The 16561-nt window shown below is 61.3% G+C and carries 12 protein-coding genes and 2 riboswitches; of the genes, 5 read left to right on the top strand and 7 right to left on the bottom strand.

Going from position 1 to position 16561, the window contains the following annotated elements:
- Window positions 1-163 precede the first annotated feature (163 nt).
- From ACIP1X_RS24555 to cobW, 4 genes are all read right to left on the bottom strand, one after another.
- Window positions 164-847 carry a VWA domain-containing protein gene (locus ACIP1X_RS24555; protein WP_400755534.1) on the bottom strand — a complete coding sequence of 228 codons (684 nt, stop codon included), beginning with the start codon at window positions 845-847 and terminating at the stop codon, window positions 164-166.
- Window positions 829-1830 (bottom strand): ATP-binding protein, encoded by a 1002-nt coding sequence (locus ACIP1X_RS24550; RefSeq protein ID WP_400755532.1) that lies wholly within the window; start codon window positions 1828-1830, stop codon window positions 829-831. The genes ACIP1X_RS24555 and ACIP1X_RS24550 overlap by 19 nt, the downstream gene beginning before the upstream one ends.
- A gap of 144 nt (window positions 1831-1974) precedes the next feature.
- A complete protein-coding gene (gene cobN / locus ACIP1X_RS24545) occupies window positions 1975-5823 on the bottom strand; it encodes a cobaltochelatase subunit CobN (RefSeq protein WP_400755530.1) in 3849 nt (1282 codons plus the stop codon).
- A 3-nt stretch (window positions 5824-5826) separates the two neighbouring features.
- Window positions 5827-6900, bottom strand: coding sequence for a cobalamin biosynthesis protein CobW (gene cobW / locus ACIP1X_RS24540; RefSeq protein ID WP_053120831.1), 1074 nt, complete (start codon window positions 6898-6900; stop codon window positions 5827-5829).
- Window positions 6901-6999: 99 nt separating this feature from the next.
- A riboswitch (cobalamin riboswitch) is annotated at window positions 7000-7212 on the bottom strand.
- A gap of 1014 nt (window positions 7213-8226) precedes the next feature.
- Window positions 8227-8447, top strand: a riboswitch (cobalamin riboswitch).
- Window positions 8448-8570: 123 nt separating this feature from the next.
- Here cobW and ACIP1X_RS24535 point away from each other — a divergent pair.
- The 4 genes from ACIP1X_RS24535 to cobM all read left to right on the top strand — a co-directional run bounded on the left by ACIP1X_RS24535 (window position 8571) and on the right by cobM (window position 10719).
- Window positions 8571-8768: a CbtB domain-containing protein gene (locus ACIP1X_RS24535; RefSeq protein WP_053120833.1), complete on the top strand. Its 198-nt coding sequence runs from the start codon at window positions 8571-8573 to the stop codon at window positions 8766-8768.
- An 11-nt stretch (window positions 8769-8779) separates the two neighbouring features.
- Window positions 8780-9481, top strand: coding sequence for a CbtA family protein (locus ACIP1X_RS24530; RefSeq protein WP_400755528.1), 702 nt, complete (start codon window positions 8780-8782; stop codon window positions 9479-9481).
- A complete protein-coding gene (locus ACIP1X_RS24525; protein ID WP_400755526.1) occupies window positions 9478-9891 on the top strand; it encodes a cobalamin biosynthesis protein in 414 nt (137 codons plus the stop codon). The genes ACIP1X_RS24530 and ACIP1X_RS24525 overlap by 4 nt, the downstream gene beginning before the upstream one ends.
- A gap of 81 nt (window positions 9892-9972) precedes the next feature.
- Window positions 9973-10719 carry a precorrin-4 C(11)-methyltransferase gene (gene cobM, locus ACIP1X_RS24520; RefSeq protein ID WP_212544509.1) on the top strand — a complete coding sequence of 249 codons (747 nt, stop codon included), beginning with the start codon at window positions 9973-9975 and terminating at the stop codon, window positions 10717-10719.
- Between the two features lie 143 nt (window positions 10720-10862).
- Here the strand turns inward: cobM and nfuA are convergent, their stop codons facing one another.
- The 3 genes from nfuA to ACIP1X_RS24505 form a co-directional block, all read right to left on the bottom strand.
- Complete coding sequence (gene nfuA / locus ACIP1X_RS24515; RefSeq protein WP_007912592.1) at window positions 10863-11447, bottom strand: Fe-S biogenesis protein NfuA; 585 nt, start codon at window positions 11445-11447, stop codon at window positions 10863-10865.
- A 57-nt stretch (window positions 11448-11504) separates the two neighbouring features.
- Window positions 11505-12527, bottom strand: coding sequence for an acyltransferase (locus ACIP1X_RS24510; protein ID WP_159814775.1), 1023 nt, complete (start codon window positions 12525-12527; stop codon window positions 11505-11507).
- A 182-nt stretch (window positions 12528-12709) separates the two neighbouring features.
- Window positions 12710-15016 (bottom strand): fatty acid cis/trans isomerase, encoded by a 2307-nt coding sequence (locus ACIP1X_RS24505; protein WP_400755523.1) that lies wholly within the window; start codon window positions 15014-15016, stop codon window positions 12710-12712.
- 156 nt (window positions 15017-15172) lie between these two features.
- Here ACIP1X_RS24505 and ACIP1X_RS24500 point away from each other — a divergent pair.
- On the top strand, window positions 15173-16561 hold a 1389-nt coding region (locus ACIP1X_RS24500), incomplete at its 3' end, for a homocysteine S-methyltransferase family protein (protein ID WP_400755522.1).

Raw genomic sequence — 16561 nt, 5'->3', positions numbered from 1 at the left:
AAAAAATGCACGGCTATGGGCTGTGGGAGATCAGCTGCCTATCACCCTGCATTCAAAATAAAGGGTATCAAGACAGTTGCTCCCACATTGGATCTATGTCGTACGCGAAACCCCTGTGGGAGCGGGCTTGCTCGCGAAGAGGCCCGATCAGACAACGCAAATGTCAGACCGATAGCAGCTCATCAATATGCCGATACTCAGCCTCTAACCCCGCCGCCAATTCTCGGGCGCGCCCCAATCGAATCGGCCCACGCTCGATATCGATCAACAGCCCCGGACACGCCAGCGTCGGTAATCCCGTCCACGCCTTTAACCGCCCATCCGTGACCACCAGCAAGCGCTGCTGCTCGGCCGGAAAACGCTTGCGTCGCACCGTCAGCCATTGCTGCGCCTGTGCCAACGCCGCCACCAACGGCGTGCCACCGCCGGCGCCCAACGCATCAAGCCAAACGCGCAAGCCACTGGACGCCTTCAACCCCTGCACCTGCCACTTCGGCGCCGATCCGCTGGCCGTCAACAACGCCAACCGCGCGCGTTGGCGGTAAGCGTCATCGAACAATTGCGCGAGCAGACCTTTGGCATCGCTCAAGGCCTGATGCCGGCGGGTAGACGCCGAGGCATCGACGATCACCAGCCACAACTCATGCGGCGTACGGGTGCGCAATTGAAAGAGCAAATCGGCGCGAGTTTGCGGGCGGCCGTTGAGCAGCGTCGCCGGCCAGTTCACCGAACCGCTGCGAGCGGCGTGGCGTTTGCCTTGGCGTCCGTTGTCCAGCCGACCAGCGCGGGGTCTGGCATTCGCCCCCGCGTCGGATCGGGGGCGAATGCCTAAAGCTTTTTTGGCCAGCTCGGCACTTCGCGGCGAGCACCGGTGGCGAGGGCCGGCGCGGGCATATCGCCCCACTGCCCCTGCCCTTCGCTCGGCTCAGCCTGAGCATCGCTTGGCGATTGCGGTGGTTGTTGCGGACTCGACGCGGTCTGCTCGCGACGGCGATGGCGCAGTGCGAATTCAGCAACGGCGTCGATATCCGCTTCGCTGATTGCCTCTGCACCGCGCCATGCCGCGTGCGCCCGAGCGGCGCGCAACCACACCAGATCCGCGCGCAATCCATCGACGCCGGCAGCGAAGCAACGCTCAGTGATCTGCGCCAGTGCGGCGTCGTCCAGCGGGATGTTGGCCAATGCACTTCGCGCATGCTCGCAACGCTCGCGCAGGGCTTGTTGCTGGGTTTCCCACTGCGCGCAAAACCCTTGCGGATCGCTATCGAAATCCAGCCGACGTCGAATGATTTGCCCGCGCTCGGTCGGCGCGGTGTGGCCGCTGAGGGCGACGTTCAAACCGAAACGGTCGAGCAATTGTGGACGCAACTCGCCCTCTTCCGGGTTCATCGTGCCGATCAACACAAACCGCGCCGAGTGGCGATGGGAAATGCCGTCGCGCTCGATCAGGTTGGTGCCGCTGGCGGCGACGTCGAGGAGCAGATCGACCAGATGATCGGGTAGCAGATTGACCTCATCGACGTAAAGCACACCGCCGTCAGCCTTGGCCAAAACGCCGGGAGAGAATTGCGCGCGGCCATCGCTGAGGGCCGCGTCGAGGTCGAGGGTGCCGACCAGGCGTTCCTCGGTGGCGCCCAGCGGCAAGGTGACGAACTGGCCGCTGGCGAGCAGATCGGCGAGGCCACGGGCCAGGGTCGATTTGGCCATGCCGCGCGGGCCTTCGATGAGCACGCCGCCGATTTTCGGGTCAATGGCGGTGAGGCACAGGGCGAGTTTCAAGTCATCGGCGCCGACCACGGCGGAGAGGGGGAAATGCGGGGTGTCGGTCATCTTCATTACTCGGTCATGGTCGGTGAAATGCTTTCAAACTGTGGGAGCGGGCTTGCTCGCGAAGGCGGTGTGTCATTCAACGCATTGGTGTCTGATACGACGCTTTCGCGAGCAAGCCCGCTCCCACATTTGGAATGGGTTGTGTCAGGTGTCTTCTTCTATGTCCAACAGGAGATTCTCCAGCGCCTCTTTATAAGCCCCCGGCTCCTGCCACATCCCGCGCTGCTGCGCCTCAAGCATCCGTTCGGTCATATCGCGCAGCGCATGCGGGTTATGCTCACGGACAAAATCCCGCGTCGCTGGATCGAGCAAATACGCATCCGCCAGCAACGCGTATTGGTGATCATCGATCAACTGCGTCGTCGCATCAAACGCGAACAGGTTGTCGACCGTCGCCGCCATTTCAAACGCGCCTTTGTACCCGTGGCGCTTGACCCCGTCGATCCATTTCGGATTGGCCGCCCGCGAGCGAATCACCCGGTTCAGCTCTTCCTTCAACGTGCGGATTTTAGGCAGATCCGGCTGGCTGTGATCGCCGTGATAACTGGCCGCCGCTTCGCCGCGCAACGTTTCGACGGCGGCGAGCATGCCGCCCTGGAATTGGTAATAGTCGTTGGAATCGAGCAAGTCGTGCTCGCGGTTGTCCTGATTCTGCAGCACCGCTTGCACCTGGCTCAGGCGCTGGACGAACTGTTCGCGGGCGGCGGTGCCTTCGTCGGAGCCGCCGTAAGCGTACGCGCCCCAGTTCAGATAAACCTCAGCGAGATCGTCGCGGCTTTGCCACAAGCGACCGTCGATGGCGCCCTGCACGCCCGCGCCATAGGCACCGGGTTTGGCGCCGAAAATCCGCCAACCGGCCTGACGTCTTGCAGTGTCTTCGTCGACGCCCGATTGCAGCAGCGCCTCGCGTTCGGCGCGGACTTTCGCGGCCAATGGGTTGAGATCCTCCGGCTCATCCAGCGCGGCAACGGCTTGCACGGCGGCGTCGAACAGCCGAATCAGGTTGGCGAAGGCATCGCGGAAGAATCCGGAGACGCGCAGCGTGACGTCGACACGCGGGCGGTCGAGCAGGCTCAGCGGCAGAATCTCGAAATCGTCGACACGCTGACTGCCCGTCGCCCACACCGGGCGCACGCCCATCAGCGCCATGGCCTGAGCGATGTCGTCACCGCCGGTGCGCATGGTCGCGGTGCCCCACACCGAGAGGCCGAGTTGGCGCAAGTGATCGCCGTGGTCTTGCAGGTGGCGTTCGAGGATCAGCGTGGCCGACTGGAAACCGATGCGCCACGCGGTGGTGGTCGGCAGGTTGCGTACGTCGACCGAGTAGAAATTGCGCCCGGTGGGCAGGACGTCGAGGCGGCCACGGCTGGGTGCGCCGCTGGGGCCGGCGGGCACGAAGCGGCCGCTGAGGGCGTCGAGCAGGCCACGCATTTCGGCGGGGCCGCAGGCGTCGAGGCGTGGGGCGACGACTTCGCGCAGATTCTCGATGATTGCGCAGACCTCCGCCCAACGCGGTTCCTGTGGGAGCGGGCTTGCTCGCGAAGGCGTCGTGTCAGTCGGCATGGATTTATCTGACCCATCGCTTTCGCGAGCAAGCCCGCTCCCACATTGGGTTTGTAGTGTTTCGGAGATTAGGGTTGTGGCGAAGAGTTCCAGGCGTTCGCGGGTGTCGCCGGCGGTGCGCCAGGACTCGTCGCTTTGCGATTGCAGCGCTTCGGGACGCGGGCCTGTCCATGGCTCGGCCAACGCACAATCGAGTGGATCGAAACCCAGTTCGAATGCCTTGGCGAGTGCTCGCAATAGGCTCGATTGCGCGCCTTTGCCGTCACCTCGTGGGATACGCAGAAGCGCCAACAACGTATCAATGCGCAAGCGCCCCGTCGGCGACTCGCCAAAAATGTGCAGGCCATCGCGAATCTGCGATTCCTTCAGATCACACAAATACGTGTCCAGACGCGGCAGCCAGATCGCCGCATCGGCGTCACTGTCCAGCCCGGCATCCAGCTGCAATTCACGATCAATCTGCGTATCGCGCACCAGTTGCAGAATGTCGCGCTGCAACTCACGGGCGCGGCGCGGATCGAGCAGTTGCGCCTCGTAATATTCGTCGGCCAACAGTTCCAGATTGCGGAGCGGCCCGTAGGTTTCGGCGCGGGTCAGCGGCGGCATCAAGTGGTCGATGATCACCGCTTGCGTGCGCCGCTTGGCTTGGGCGCCCTCGCCCGGATCGTTGACGATAAACGGATAGATATTCGGCAGCGGCCCGAGCAGCGCGTCCGGCCAGCAGTTCTCCGAGAGCCCGACGCCTTTGCCCGGCAGCCATTCGAGGTTGCCGTGCTTGCCGACGTGGATCACGCCGTGGGCGCCGTAGGTGTTGCGCAACCAGAAATAGAACGCCAGATAGCCGTGCGGCGGCACCAGATCCGGATCGTGATAAACCGCGCTCGGATCAACCTGATAACCGCGCGCCGGTTGAATGCCGACGAAGGTCAGACCGAAGCGAATGCCGGCGATCATCATGCGGCCGTCACGGCACATCGGATCGTTTTGCGGCGATCCCCAACGCTGAATTACCGCCGCGCGATTGGCATCTGGCAGTGCGTTGAACATCGCTAAATAAGCGTCCATCGCCAGACTTTGCTGGCACGGGCGCAGGTCAATCGTGTCGAGATCGTTGCTGACGCCACCGAGCAATTGCTGGATCAACTCGGTGCCGCTGCCCGGCAACTCTGACGAGATCGGATAACCCTCGGCCTGCAACGCGCGAAGAATATTCAGCGCCGCCGCCGGGGTGTCGAGGCCGACGCCATTGCCGATGCGCCCATCGCGGGTCGGGTAGTTGGCGAGAATCAACGCGATGCGTTTTTCAGCGTTCGGCACCTGCGCCAGATCGATCCAGCGCCGCGCCAGTTCAGCGACAAAATCCATGCGCTCAGGTTGCGCGCGGTAGCAGACCACATCGGACTGACTGCGCTCGCTGCGCCACGCCAGATCCTTGAAGCTGATCGGCCGGCTGATGATGCGCCCGTCGAGTTCCGGCAAGGCAATGTGCATCGCCAGATCACGCGGGCCGAGGCCTTGCTCGCTGTCGCGCCAGCCGGGCTCGTTGTCCTGCGCGCAGATCGCCTGAATCACCGGAATGTTGCGGCGAAACGGCCGTAAATGCGGCGCTTCGGGGCTGGACTGGGCGAAACCGGTGGTGTTCAAAATCACCCCGGCCTCGACTTCATCCAGCCAATCCTCGACCACCGCGAGGCAGCCGGGCTCTTTCAAACTGGCCACCGCAATCGGCAGCGGATTAAGCCCCGCTGCCTGCAAGCGCTGGCAGAACACATCGATGAACGCGGTATTCGCCGCTTGCAAATGCGAGCGGTAAAACAGCACCGCCGCGACCGGTTGCTCAGGCAGCCATTCGGCTTGCCAGTCACTCATTACAGCGGTGTTTTTAGTCGGGTGGTAAATCGCCGTGCGCGGCAGGGTCTGCGGCTCGGCCCATGCGTAATCGCGGGCGAGCCAACGGTTGGCCATGCAGCGGAAGAAATCCAGCGCATTGCCCAGACCGCCCTGACGCAAGAACTGCCAGAGACGGTCGCGATCCTCGGCGTTGACGTTGCTCAAGTCGCTGAGCTCTGGATCAGGCCGGTCATCGCCCGGCACCAGAATCACCTGCACGCCGCGTTCGGCCAACTCGACCAGACGCTCGACGCCATACCGCCAATAGGCGATGCCGCCGTGCAGCGAAATCAAAATCACCTTGGCGTGGCGCAGCACTTCATCGACGTACAAATCGACCGAAGCGTGATTCTGCACCTGCATCGGATTGGCCAGACGCAGGCTCGGATAATCCTCAGGCAACTGCTGCGCCGCTTCGGCGAGCAGCGCCAGACTGGAGTCGCCGCTGCACAGGATCACCAACTCGGCGGGGGTTTGGCCAAGGTCGGCAATGTTGTCATCCGAGACGAAACCGCCGGGCTGAGTCCTGAGCAGGTGCATGGTTTAAACGCTGAGCGCGGCGCGCAGTTGCGCTTCGAGTTGGGCGGCGTCGAGTTCCTGACCGATCAACACCAGACGCGTGACGCGCGCTTCATCGGCGCCCCACTGACGGTCGAAATGCTTGTCGAAACGCGTGCCCACGCCCTGAATTAACAGACGCATTGGCTTGTTCGGAATCGCCGCGAAACCTTTGACACGGAGAATGCCGTGCTTCACCACCAGTTGCGTCAGGGCGTCGAGCAACAGGCTTTCGTCGGCTTGCGGCAGTTCGATCGAGATCGAATCAAAGGCGTCGTGATCGTGGTCATCGTGATCGTCATCGCCTTCACCGTGGTGGTGATCGTGATGGCTGTGGCGGCTGTCGATGTGCTCTTCGGAACTGGCGCCGAGGCCGATCAACACGTCGAGCGGCACACGACCGTTGCTGGCTTCGATGATTTTGACGGCGGGCGGCAATTCTTCGGCGACTTCTGCGCGAACGCGAGCGAGGTCTTCCGGGCTGGTCTGGTCGGCCTTGTTGAGGATCACCAGGTCAGCGCTGGCCAGTTGATCAGCGAACAGCTCGTGCAGAGGCGATTCGTGATCGAGGTTCGGGTCGAGTTTGCGCTGCGCATCGACCTGATCCGGAAACGCGGCGAAGGTGCCGGCGGCTACGGCCGGGCTGTCGACTACGGTGATCACCGCATCAACGGTGCAGGCGCTGCGGATTTCCGGCCACTGGAAGGCTTGCACCAGTGGTTTCGGCAGGGCCAGACCCGAGGTTTCGATGAGGATATGGTCGAGGTCGCCGCGACGGGCAACCAGTTCGCGCATCACCGGGAAGAACTCTTCCTGAACGGTGCAGCACAGGCAGCCGTTGGCCAGTTCGTACACGCGGCCAACCGCTTCTTCTTCGCTGCAGCCAATGGTGCATTGCTTGAGGATTTCACCGTCGATGCCCAACTCGCCAAACTCGTTGACGATCACCGCGATGCGACGGCCCTGCGCGTTGTCGAGCATGTGCCGCAGCAGCGTGGTCTTGCCCGAGCCGAGGAAGCCGGTGACGATGGTGACGGGGAGTTTGGCCAGTGTTTTCATCGGTATGCCCTTTGGCAAGCGGCGGGCATACGGGACGAGAACCGGCAACGCGCGTGCGTGCCCGGAGAGTTCGCCACCGGATCACCCCGCCCGGTTGAAATTGAGAATCTGTGACGAGGCAGGTCTCCTGGCTGACGGCGTTCAGGCGCGGGGCCTGGCGTTGGCTGCGCCTTCCCGCTGGCTCATGGGTTGAGCTGGCAGTGGCGTGGCAGCGAACAGCGCCGTTCACAGTTGCGGGGGCAGCCGCGGCATTGACCGCGTTCCCTTCTTAGCTTCGGCGTGGGCCGAAGAACCTCGAATGCGCAAGGCTACGCATCGGGTGGTGACCGGTCAATGTTTGGATTGGGGGTTTATCCGTTGCTGCGGGTGTTGCTGATTAGGGTTCCGCCCTTACGGCGGGTCACTTTTTCCAAACGCCGAAAAAGTAACCAAAAAGGCTTCCCCCGGCGTACGGCACTTCGCTGAGGCTCAGTGTTCCCTCGCTACGGTGTCCATCCGGGGACATCGCCTACGGTTTGCTTCGCTGCACCTCCTCTCGATGTGTGCGGCTGCGCCGCACGGCGCTACGCGCCTGATCCCCGGATGGACACCTACGCTCGGCCTGCCGAAGGGGCTGAAAATCAAAAGCCAGATCAAAATCAACAGCCAGATCAAGATCAAAGGCCCCTCACCCTAGCCCTCTCCCGGAGGGAGAGGGGACTGATTGCGTGGATTGGGAGATATACGCCGACGTGAAAGACCGAGTCGAACGCATATTCTGAAAAGCCCACCAATCGGCCCCTACATAAGCCCTCACCCTAACCTTCTCCCGGAGGGAGAGGGGACTGATTGCGTGGACTGGGAGATATACGCCGACGTGAAAGACCGAGTCGAACACACATTTTGAAAAGCCCACCAATCGGCCCCCTCTCCCTCGGGAGAGGGTTGGGGTGAGGGGCAGCCACACCGCAAACCCAAAGCCAAGCCCGCCCCGCTCCTCACCACTCAATAGGCCGAGTGTCAGCTCGCCTGCTCTTGATCTTAGAGCCCGTCGGCAGGCTGAGTGGAGGGATTGATCCGGGGGTGGGAGCGCAGCGACCGTTTGGCGCAGCCAAACACAGCGAGAGGAGGTGCAGCGAAGCAAACCGTAGGCGCTGCCCCCCGGATCAATCCCGGAGCGAAGGAACCCGAGCCACAGCGAGGGCCGAACGTCAGGGCACAGACCTTTTGGTTACTTTTGGGGCGTTTGCCAAAAGTGACCCGCCGTAAGGGCGGAACCCTAACCAGCCACACCCGCAGCAACGGATCCACCCCAAAAAATTGACTAAAAACCCAACCTCATGCTCTCCTACACAACTTGTTACGGGTGCCCTTCACAGGGTGAAACGGGAAACCGGTGAATCATGTGCTTTACTCAAGCCATGTCAGTCCGGTGCTGCCCCCGCAACGGTAAGCGAGCGAAGCGTCAAAACCACTGTGCCCAAAAGCATGGGAAGGAGACGCTTGCAGGTCGGCCTGACGCCAACCCCTCGTGAGCCCGGAGACCGGCCCTTAACACACAGCGCGCACCTCGTGCGCAGCTGAACATAACAAACCCGCGGTGGGCGGGCGCTGTTCGAACCTCTGCGAGCCCGACCCGCAGGGGTTTTCATGCGCTCAAATCACCCACTGACACTCCAGAGGGAAGCGCCATGTCGATCATCAGCAGCACCGGCAGCAACACGGACAAAATCGCCAGCACCGCCACACTGAGCCAACGCCTGACCGCCGCGATCTTCGCGTCGATCCTCGGCGCCGGCCTGGTCTACTTCGCCGGTTTCTCGCACATCGAAGCGGTACACAACGCCGCCCACGATACCCGCCACAGCGCCGCGTTCCCGTGCCACTGAGACCTGCCGACATGATCAAGCGTATTGCGCAAACCGCAGGTTTTACCGGGCTTCTGGCTGCCCTGCTCCTCACCCTGCTGCAAAGCTTCTGGGTCTCGCCACTGATTCTTCAAGCGGAAACTTTCGAAAAATCCGAACCCGTCGCAGTGCATGAACACGCCGAAGGCGCCATGGCCGGCCACACCCACGACGCCGAAGCCTGGGAGCCGGAGCCCGGCTGGCAGCGCGTGGTTTCGACCACCGGTGGCAATCTGGTCGTCGCCGTCGGTTTCGCCCTGATGCTCGCCGGTCTCTACACCCTCCGTGCGCCCACCGAAACTTCGCAAGGCCTGCTCTGGGGTCTGGCCGGTTACGCCACGTTCGTCCTCGCGCCGACCTTGGGTCTGCCACCAGAACTGCCGGGCACCGCGGCGGCTGATCTGGCTTCGCGACAGATGTGGTGGATCGGCACGGCCGCCTCGACCGCTGTCGGCCTATCGTTGATCGCTTTCAGCCGTCACTGGCTGATGAAAGTTCTCGGTGTGGCGATCCTCGCCGTGCCGCACGTGATCGGCGCACCGCAGCCGGAAGTGCATTCGATGCTCGCCCCTGAAGCATTGGAAGCGCAGTTCAAAATCGCTTCGCAGCTGACCAACGTCGCGTTCTGGCTGGCCCTGGGCCTGATCAGCGCCTGGTTGTTCCGCCGCAAAAGCGATGGCCAATACCACGCATGACGAATGACAGCACAGCGCCGACCTTCGTGGTCGGCCTGGGTTGCCAGCGCGGCTGCCCCGTCAGCACGCTGCGCGCGTTACTTGATCAGGCGTTACAGGCGCATCGCATTGAGTTGCAGGCGATCAAGGCCTTGGCCAGCATCGACCTGAAGCGCGACGAGCCCGGTTTGCAAGAGCTCGCCGCGCAACTGGCGCTGCCGCTGCTGTACTTCAGCAGCGAAGAACTGGCCAGTTATCAGGAACGCCTCAGCCACCGTTCCGAGATTGCTTACGAGCGCACCGGTTGCTACGGCGTCGCCGAAAGTGCCGCGCTGGCCCTCGCCGAACAGCTGATTCAGGCACCGGCAAAACTGCTGATTTCCCGACAAAAATACGCTCAGGCCACCTTCGCATTGGCCGGCGCCGCGTGAATTCCCGATAATCCCCGCCATCGATCATGAGCAATCTTCATCTGAAGTGTTGGTCATGCCTTTTTTTCACAGGATTTAGCGATGACCGTCTACTTCATCGGCGCCGGCCCCGGCGACCCGGAACTGATTACTGTTAAAGGCCAGCGGCTGATTCGCAGCTGCCCGGTGATCATTTACGCAGGCTCGCTGGTACCGGCGGCAGTGCTGGACGGTCATCAGGCTGAAACAGTGGTCAACAGCGCCGAATTGCATCTGGAACAGATCATCGAACTGATCAAAACCGCGCACGCGAACGGTCAGGATGTGGCGCGGGTGCATTCCGGCGATCCGAGTCTGTATGGCGCGATTGGTGAGCAGATTCGTTATCTGCGCGAGCTGAATATTCCGTTTGAGATCGTTCCCGGCGTGACGGCGACGGCGGCGTGTGCGGCGTTGCTGGGTGCGGAGCTGACCCTGCCGGATGTCTCGCAAAGCGTGATTCTGACCCGCTATGCCGATAAAACCGCGATGCCGGTGGGTGAGGAGCTGGGCAGTCTGGCGCAGCACGGTGCGACCATGGCGATTCATCTGGGCGTTAATCATTTGCCGAAGATTCTGCTGGAGTTGCTGCCGCATTACGGCGCGGATTGCCCGATTGCGGTGATTCACCGGGCGACGTGGCCGGATCAGGATTGGGTAGTGGGGACGCTGGCGGACATTGCCGAGAAGGTTGAAGCGAAAGGGTTTCGGCGTACGGCGTTGATTCTGGTCGGGCGGGTGTTGGGGAGTGAGGTGTTTAGCGAGTCATCGTTATATCGCGCGGGGCATGCACATTTGTATCGCCCATGAAGGCCTCTTCGCGAGCAAGCCCGCTCCCACATTTGGAATGCGATCAAATGTGGGAGCGGGCTTGCTCGCGAAGGCGTCGGCAAATTTCACCCATAAAAAACGGCGCTCACGGGGCGCCGTTTTTCATATCCGCAGCGAACACCTTAGTAGTAGGCGTTTTCTTTCTGCGTGTGGTCAGTCACGTCGCGAACGCCTTTCAGCTCCGGAATACGCTCAAGCAAAGTGCGCTCGATGCCTTCCTTGAGGGTTACGTCCGCCTGGCCGCAGCCCTGGCAGCCGCCGCCGAATTGCAGCACGGCGATGCCGTCTTCAACCACATCGATCAGGCTGACCTGACCGCCGTGGCTGGCTAGCCCCGGGTTGATTTCGGTTTGCAGGTAGTAGTTGATGCGCTCGTTGACCGGGCTGTCGGCGTTAACCATCGGCACTTTGGCGTTTGGCGCCTTGATGGTCAGTTGGCCACCCATGCGGTCGGTGGCGTAGTCGACAACAGCGTCGTCAAGGAACGCTTCGCTGAAGTGGTCGATATACGCGGTGAAACTTTTCAGCCCCAGCGCGGTGTCTTCAGGTTTTTCTTCGCCCGGCTTGCAGTAGGCAATGCAGGTTTCGGCGTACTGGGTGCCAGGCTGGGTGATGAAGACGCGGATGCCGATGCCCGGGGTGTTCTGCTTGGAGAGCAGATCAGCCAGGTAATCGTGGGCGGCGTCGGTAATGGTAATAGCGGTCATGGAAACTCCTCGCAGGCTTGGGCGCAGTTTACGCCAATCGTTGCGCCGGACAAAGTCCTAGTATTTTTGTCGGGAAAGATTCTCGTCGGGCTCGCCATCGACCCGCGCCTTGAGCCAGCGGTAACTGCGTTTTTCCACCCATTCGTAGCTCAACCACGAACCCACGCCGATCGCCAGCGCACAGACGACGAACATCAGATACGGGTTGATCCCGTAGCGACGCGCAATGAAACCGCCCGCCGAGAGCACCAGCACGTGCATCAGGTACACCGAATACGAGCAGTCACCGAGCAGTTTCAGCAACCGGCTGCGCTCGACATAACGCTCCAGCGCCATGCACGACATCACCAGCACCGCGCTCGGCACGCCCCAATTGAGCAGCCGTGGCGCCGGCGCCAAGTGATAAATCGCCAGCAACGCCGCGACAATCCCGGCCAGCGGCAGCCATAAACCGGCGCCAATCCAGCCCCGGCGATGGAGCATGCCGATGCCAATCCCCAGGAGAAACTCGTAAACGATGTCCGAACGATAAAATTCGCTGATCCAGCCAAACCCCGTCCACGCCTGACTCACCGCAAACAGCAGCGCGGCGACCACCAGCAGACGCACCTGCAAGCGAAACAGCAGCGCCCAGGCAAACAGCACGTAGAAGAGCATTTCGTAATTCAGCGTCCAGCCGACATTGAGCGTCGGGTAGATTCCGTAGCCACCGGGGTTTTCAGTCGGGATGAACAGCAACGACAGCAGAAAATGCCCCCAATCCACGGTTTGATCGGGCAGCAACGGCTGGGCGAACACCACCAACAACGCCATTAGCGCCGTGTACAGCCAATACGCGGGGACGATGCGAAACAGGCGATAGAGCAGAAACCGCGCGGGGGGCAGCGGCTTATTTTCGGTGGAAAGGAAGATCACCAGACCGCTGATGACAAAGAACACATCGACGCCCACCGCGCCTTTGTCGATGAACCACTGCCCAATCGGCCCGCGCGCTTCGAAGTCGAAGAAAATCTGCATGAAGTGGTGGCAGACCACCGTCCACGCAGCCAGCGCACGCAGGGCTTGCACTGAAATCAACATCACCCGCTCCCGTCCACACCCTCAAATCCACGTCAATCCCCTTGTGGGAGCGGGCTTGCTCGCGAAAGCGGTGTGTCAGGCGACATCCATTTTGAATGTACCGACGCTTTCGCGAGCAAGCCCGCTCCCACAGGGGATTTGAGTGGTCGCTGAAATTGGGACACCAGGCTCGGCTTAAAAGATCAAAGATTCTCGTACCGGTTCATATCGAGCACGCCCTCTTCCACCGGGTCGGTTTCGTGGATGTAGCGGCTCAGATCATGGAAATAGAACCAGAACTGCGGATGACTGCGACGAATCCCCCAGCGCTCGACGATTTTCTCGAATTGCGCCTGGTCCCTGGCACTGTCCATGGCATCGACAAACGCCGGCACCTGATCAGCCGGGATGTTGAAGATGAAATTCGGATAGCTGCTGAGTACGCCGGGATAAATGGTCAACGTGTCCAGCCCCGGCTGATAACGCAGCGATTCCCCGGTGAGGAACGCCACGTTACTGTGCGCGCGGTTGCGCAGCAGGCTGTAGACCTCGCGTTTGCCGCTGGCCGTTTCAATGCGCAGCATGGTCGCTTCCGGCAACTGATCAATTACCTTCAAACCGGCGGCCGGCCGCGAGGTCAGGCGGCTGAGTGCCTGTTCGGCATTTTGCAGCGCCGGGTCGATATTCGGCCGTGAACAGTAAGCGTTGTCGCAACGGTTGATCGGGTCAGGCCGCGCATTGAGGTCGCCGTACCTCGCCAGCAACTGCATGGCGAAGTCGTATTTCGGATCTTTTTCGTTGAGTTTCAGCGCGGTCGGTGTGTCGTCGTCAATCGACTCGTAATCCAGCCACATCTTGAACTGGCCGCTGCTCTGGTACCAATCGTCGAGGTAGTCCTCGCGGGAATCGGCGGGCATCAAGCGCAGGAAGTTCTGCTCGGCGCCGTTGCGGATCAGGTCGAAATACAGTCGGGTTTGCGCCTGATGGGAGACGTTGCCGAACACGTCGAAGTTGACCGCCAACTGGTAATAGGTGCGCTCCAGCAGCGGATAGTCGAACAACCACATGGTTTGTGGCACTTCGCCGATCAGGCCTTTGGTCACCGAAGCACTGTCGAAGTGGCGGAAGATACTCAGCAGCGCGTTGTCGTTGCCGGCCCACAGCGTCGACCAGCTCGGCGCAGGGACTTCGGCATAGCTGTCGCGGCGCAAGGCCTCGTATTCATTCCGTTTGTCGCGGTAGTTGTGCCACAGGGTCAGCACGCTGCCGACGTCGTCGTTCTGCCCCGGCATCGCCAGCAACGGCGTGGCCTGGCCGCGATAGTTCGGGTCGGTGATGTACAGGTCGTGCTCCGGGGCCTGGAACAGCGCCCAGAAGTTGTCGCGGATCACGTCCGTCGCGATCTGCCCACGGCACACCGGGCCGCGAATAAAGGTGCGGACAAAATACTCAGCGTTATCGAGCATGAACTGATAACGAGCCTGCGCCGGGATCGCCTCGAACGTGGCAAAAGGATTGGCACGGCTGTTCGGCCCATAACCGGGCAAGGCGTTCACCTGCCAGTTGCCGCTGTAAAACAGGCTTTTCACCCGCGCCATTTTCGCCGCGCTCAGCGGGTAGGTGATGTGGGTTTTGTGCACGATCACCCCTTGCACCGGCCACAAGCGGTAATACACCTGTGTGCCCGGATCGTCGTTCGGGCGGCGGGTGGCGATCAGGTCGATCGGCTGGCCGGTCGGCGTACGCGAACGCACCCACTGGAAGAAATGCCCCGGCTCGCCGTCCTTGAAATAAAGGTGGGCGAGGAACAGATGCTCGTACAACCAACGACCGACCAGGCTTTCGCGGGCGCCGGGACTGTTGAGCAGGTTTTCCCACTGGACGATTTGCAGGGATTCCTTGGCGCTCGGCGCCAGGCCTTGTTCGTCGATCGGCGCACCGGAGGCGAGCCAACGTTGCAACGTCTGGTATTGCTGATCGGTCAGGCCAGTCACTGCCAGCGGCATGCCTTCTTTCGGGTGAGCACCGGCGTAGCCTTCAAATTCGGCAGGCATTGCGCATTGATTTGCGCGGTTTAACCCCAGAACAATGTCTTCGGGCAACTTGGCGTTAGGCGTCAGCGGCGTCTTGTGCCCCAGCTCCAGCATCCGCGCCATCAGCGCCGCTTGGCTGCCCTGCGCATCGAGTACCGAATAGAAGTCTTTCTGCTGCCAGGCACGTTTGCCGAAGGCGTCGTAAAACAATCGGGTTGTCGGCGCCGCTTTAGTGCGCTCGCCGTCATACACCGGCATTTTGCTCGCGCCACGGGCCGCGCCTTCGCCACTGCCAAGATTGAGCTGGCAGGCGGAGTCGTAGCACGCATGGCAGGCCACGCACTTCTCAGTGAAGATCGGCTGGATATCGCGGGTGTAGGAAATAGATGGGGAAATGGCAGGTGCAGCCGCTGGCTCTTGCGCCACGGCGCCCCAGCTGAGAAACAGCAACACAAAACTCATGACGCGGTAAGACATGCTGCTGATCCCGATTTTATAAAAAAACGCCGCGATTCTACATTATGACGTCCGTACCAACATGAGCGATATTCATGCAAAAGCGCCACATGCTCTAAAACCGCACAGGTTTGTTATGATCCCGCTCCTTCGTAATGGTCTTTCCGAGTAGTCCAAATGTCCGATCGCAGCGTCCGCCTTCAAGCTCTCAAGCAAGCTCTCAAAGAGCGCATCCTGATACTCGATGGCGGCATGGGCACGATGATCCAGAGCTATAAGCTCGAAGAGCAGGACTATCGCGGCAAACGCTTCGCCGACTGGCCGAGCGACGTCAAAGGCAACAACGACCTGTTGGTGCTGACCCGCCCTGACGTGATCGGTGGCATCGAAAAAGCCTATCTGGATGCCGGCGCCGACATTCTCGAAACCAACACCTTCAACGCCACCCGCATTTCCATGGCCGACTACGGCATGGAAGAACTGGCCTACGAGTTAAACGTAGAAGGCGCACGGCTGGCGCGCAAGATCGCTGACGCCAAGACTGCCGAAAACCCGGAAAAGCCGCGTTTTGTTGCCGGCGTACTCGGCCCGACCAGCCGCACCTGCTCGCTGTCGCCAGACGTCAACAACCCGGGCTATCGCAACGTCACCTTTGATGAACTGGTGGAAAACTACACCGAAGCCACCAAAGGCCTGATCGAGGGCGGCGCCGACCTGATCCTGATCGAAACCATTTTCGACACCCTCAACGCCAAAGCGGCGATCTTCGCTGTGCAAGGCGTGTTCGAAGAGTTGCACATCGAACTGCCGATCATGATTTCCGGCACCATCACCGACGCCTCCGGCCGTACCCTGTCGGGCCAGACCACTGAAGCGTTCTGGAACTCGGTGGCGCACGCCAAGCCAATTTCCGTCGGCCTCAACTGTGCGCTCGGCGCCAGTGAATTGCGTCCGTATCTGGAAGAGCTGTCGAACAAGGCCAGCACCCACGTTTCCGCGCACCCGAACGCCGGCCTGCCGAACGAATTCGGCGAGTACGACGAACTGCCGTCGGAAACCGCCAAGGTCATCGAAGAATTCGCCCAGAGCGGCTTCCTCAACATCGTCGGCGGCTGCTGCGGCACCACCCCGGGGCACATCGAAGCCATTGCCAAAGCTGTCGCCGGTTACGCGCCGCGTCAGATTCCGGACATTCCGAAGGCCTGCCGCCTCTCGGGTCTGGAGCCGTTCACCATCGATCGCAGCTCGCTGTTCGTTAACGTCGGCGAGCGCACCAACATCACCGGTTCGGCGAAATTCGCCCGACTGATCCGTGAAGACAACTACACCGAAGCGCTGGAAGTCGCCCTGCAACAGGTCGAGGCCGGCGCGCAGGTGATCGACATCAACATGGACGAAGGGATGCTCGATTCGAAGAAGGCCATGGTGACCTTCCTCAATCTGATCGCCGGTGAACCGGACATCTCGCGCGTACCGATCATGATCGACTCCTCCAAGTGGGAAGTGATCGAAGCCGGCCTCAAGTGCATTCAGGGCAAGGGCATCGTCAACTCGATCAGCATGAAA

The sequence above is a fragment of the Pseudomonas sp. NPDC088885 genome (assembly GCF_044750025.1).
In the GTDB taxonomy this organism is placed as follows: domain Bacteria; phylum Pseudomonadota; class Gammaproteobacteria; order Pseudomonadales; family Pseudomonadaceae; genus Aquipseudomonas; species Aquipseudomonas rustica.
The sequence above is the reverse complement of the archived record's forward strand: the minus strand, read 5'-3'. Positions and strand labels throughout refer to the sequence as shown.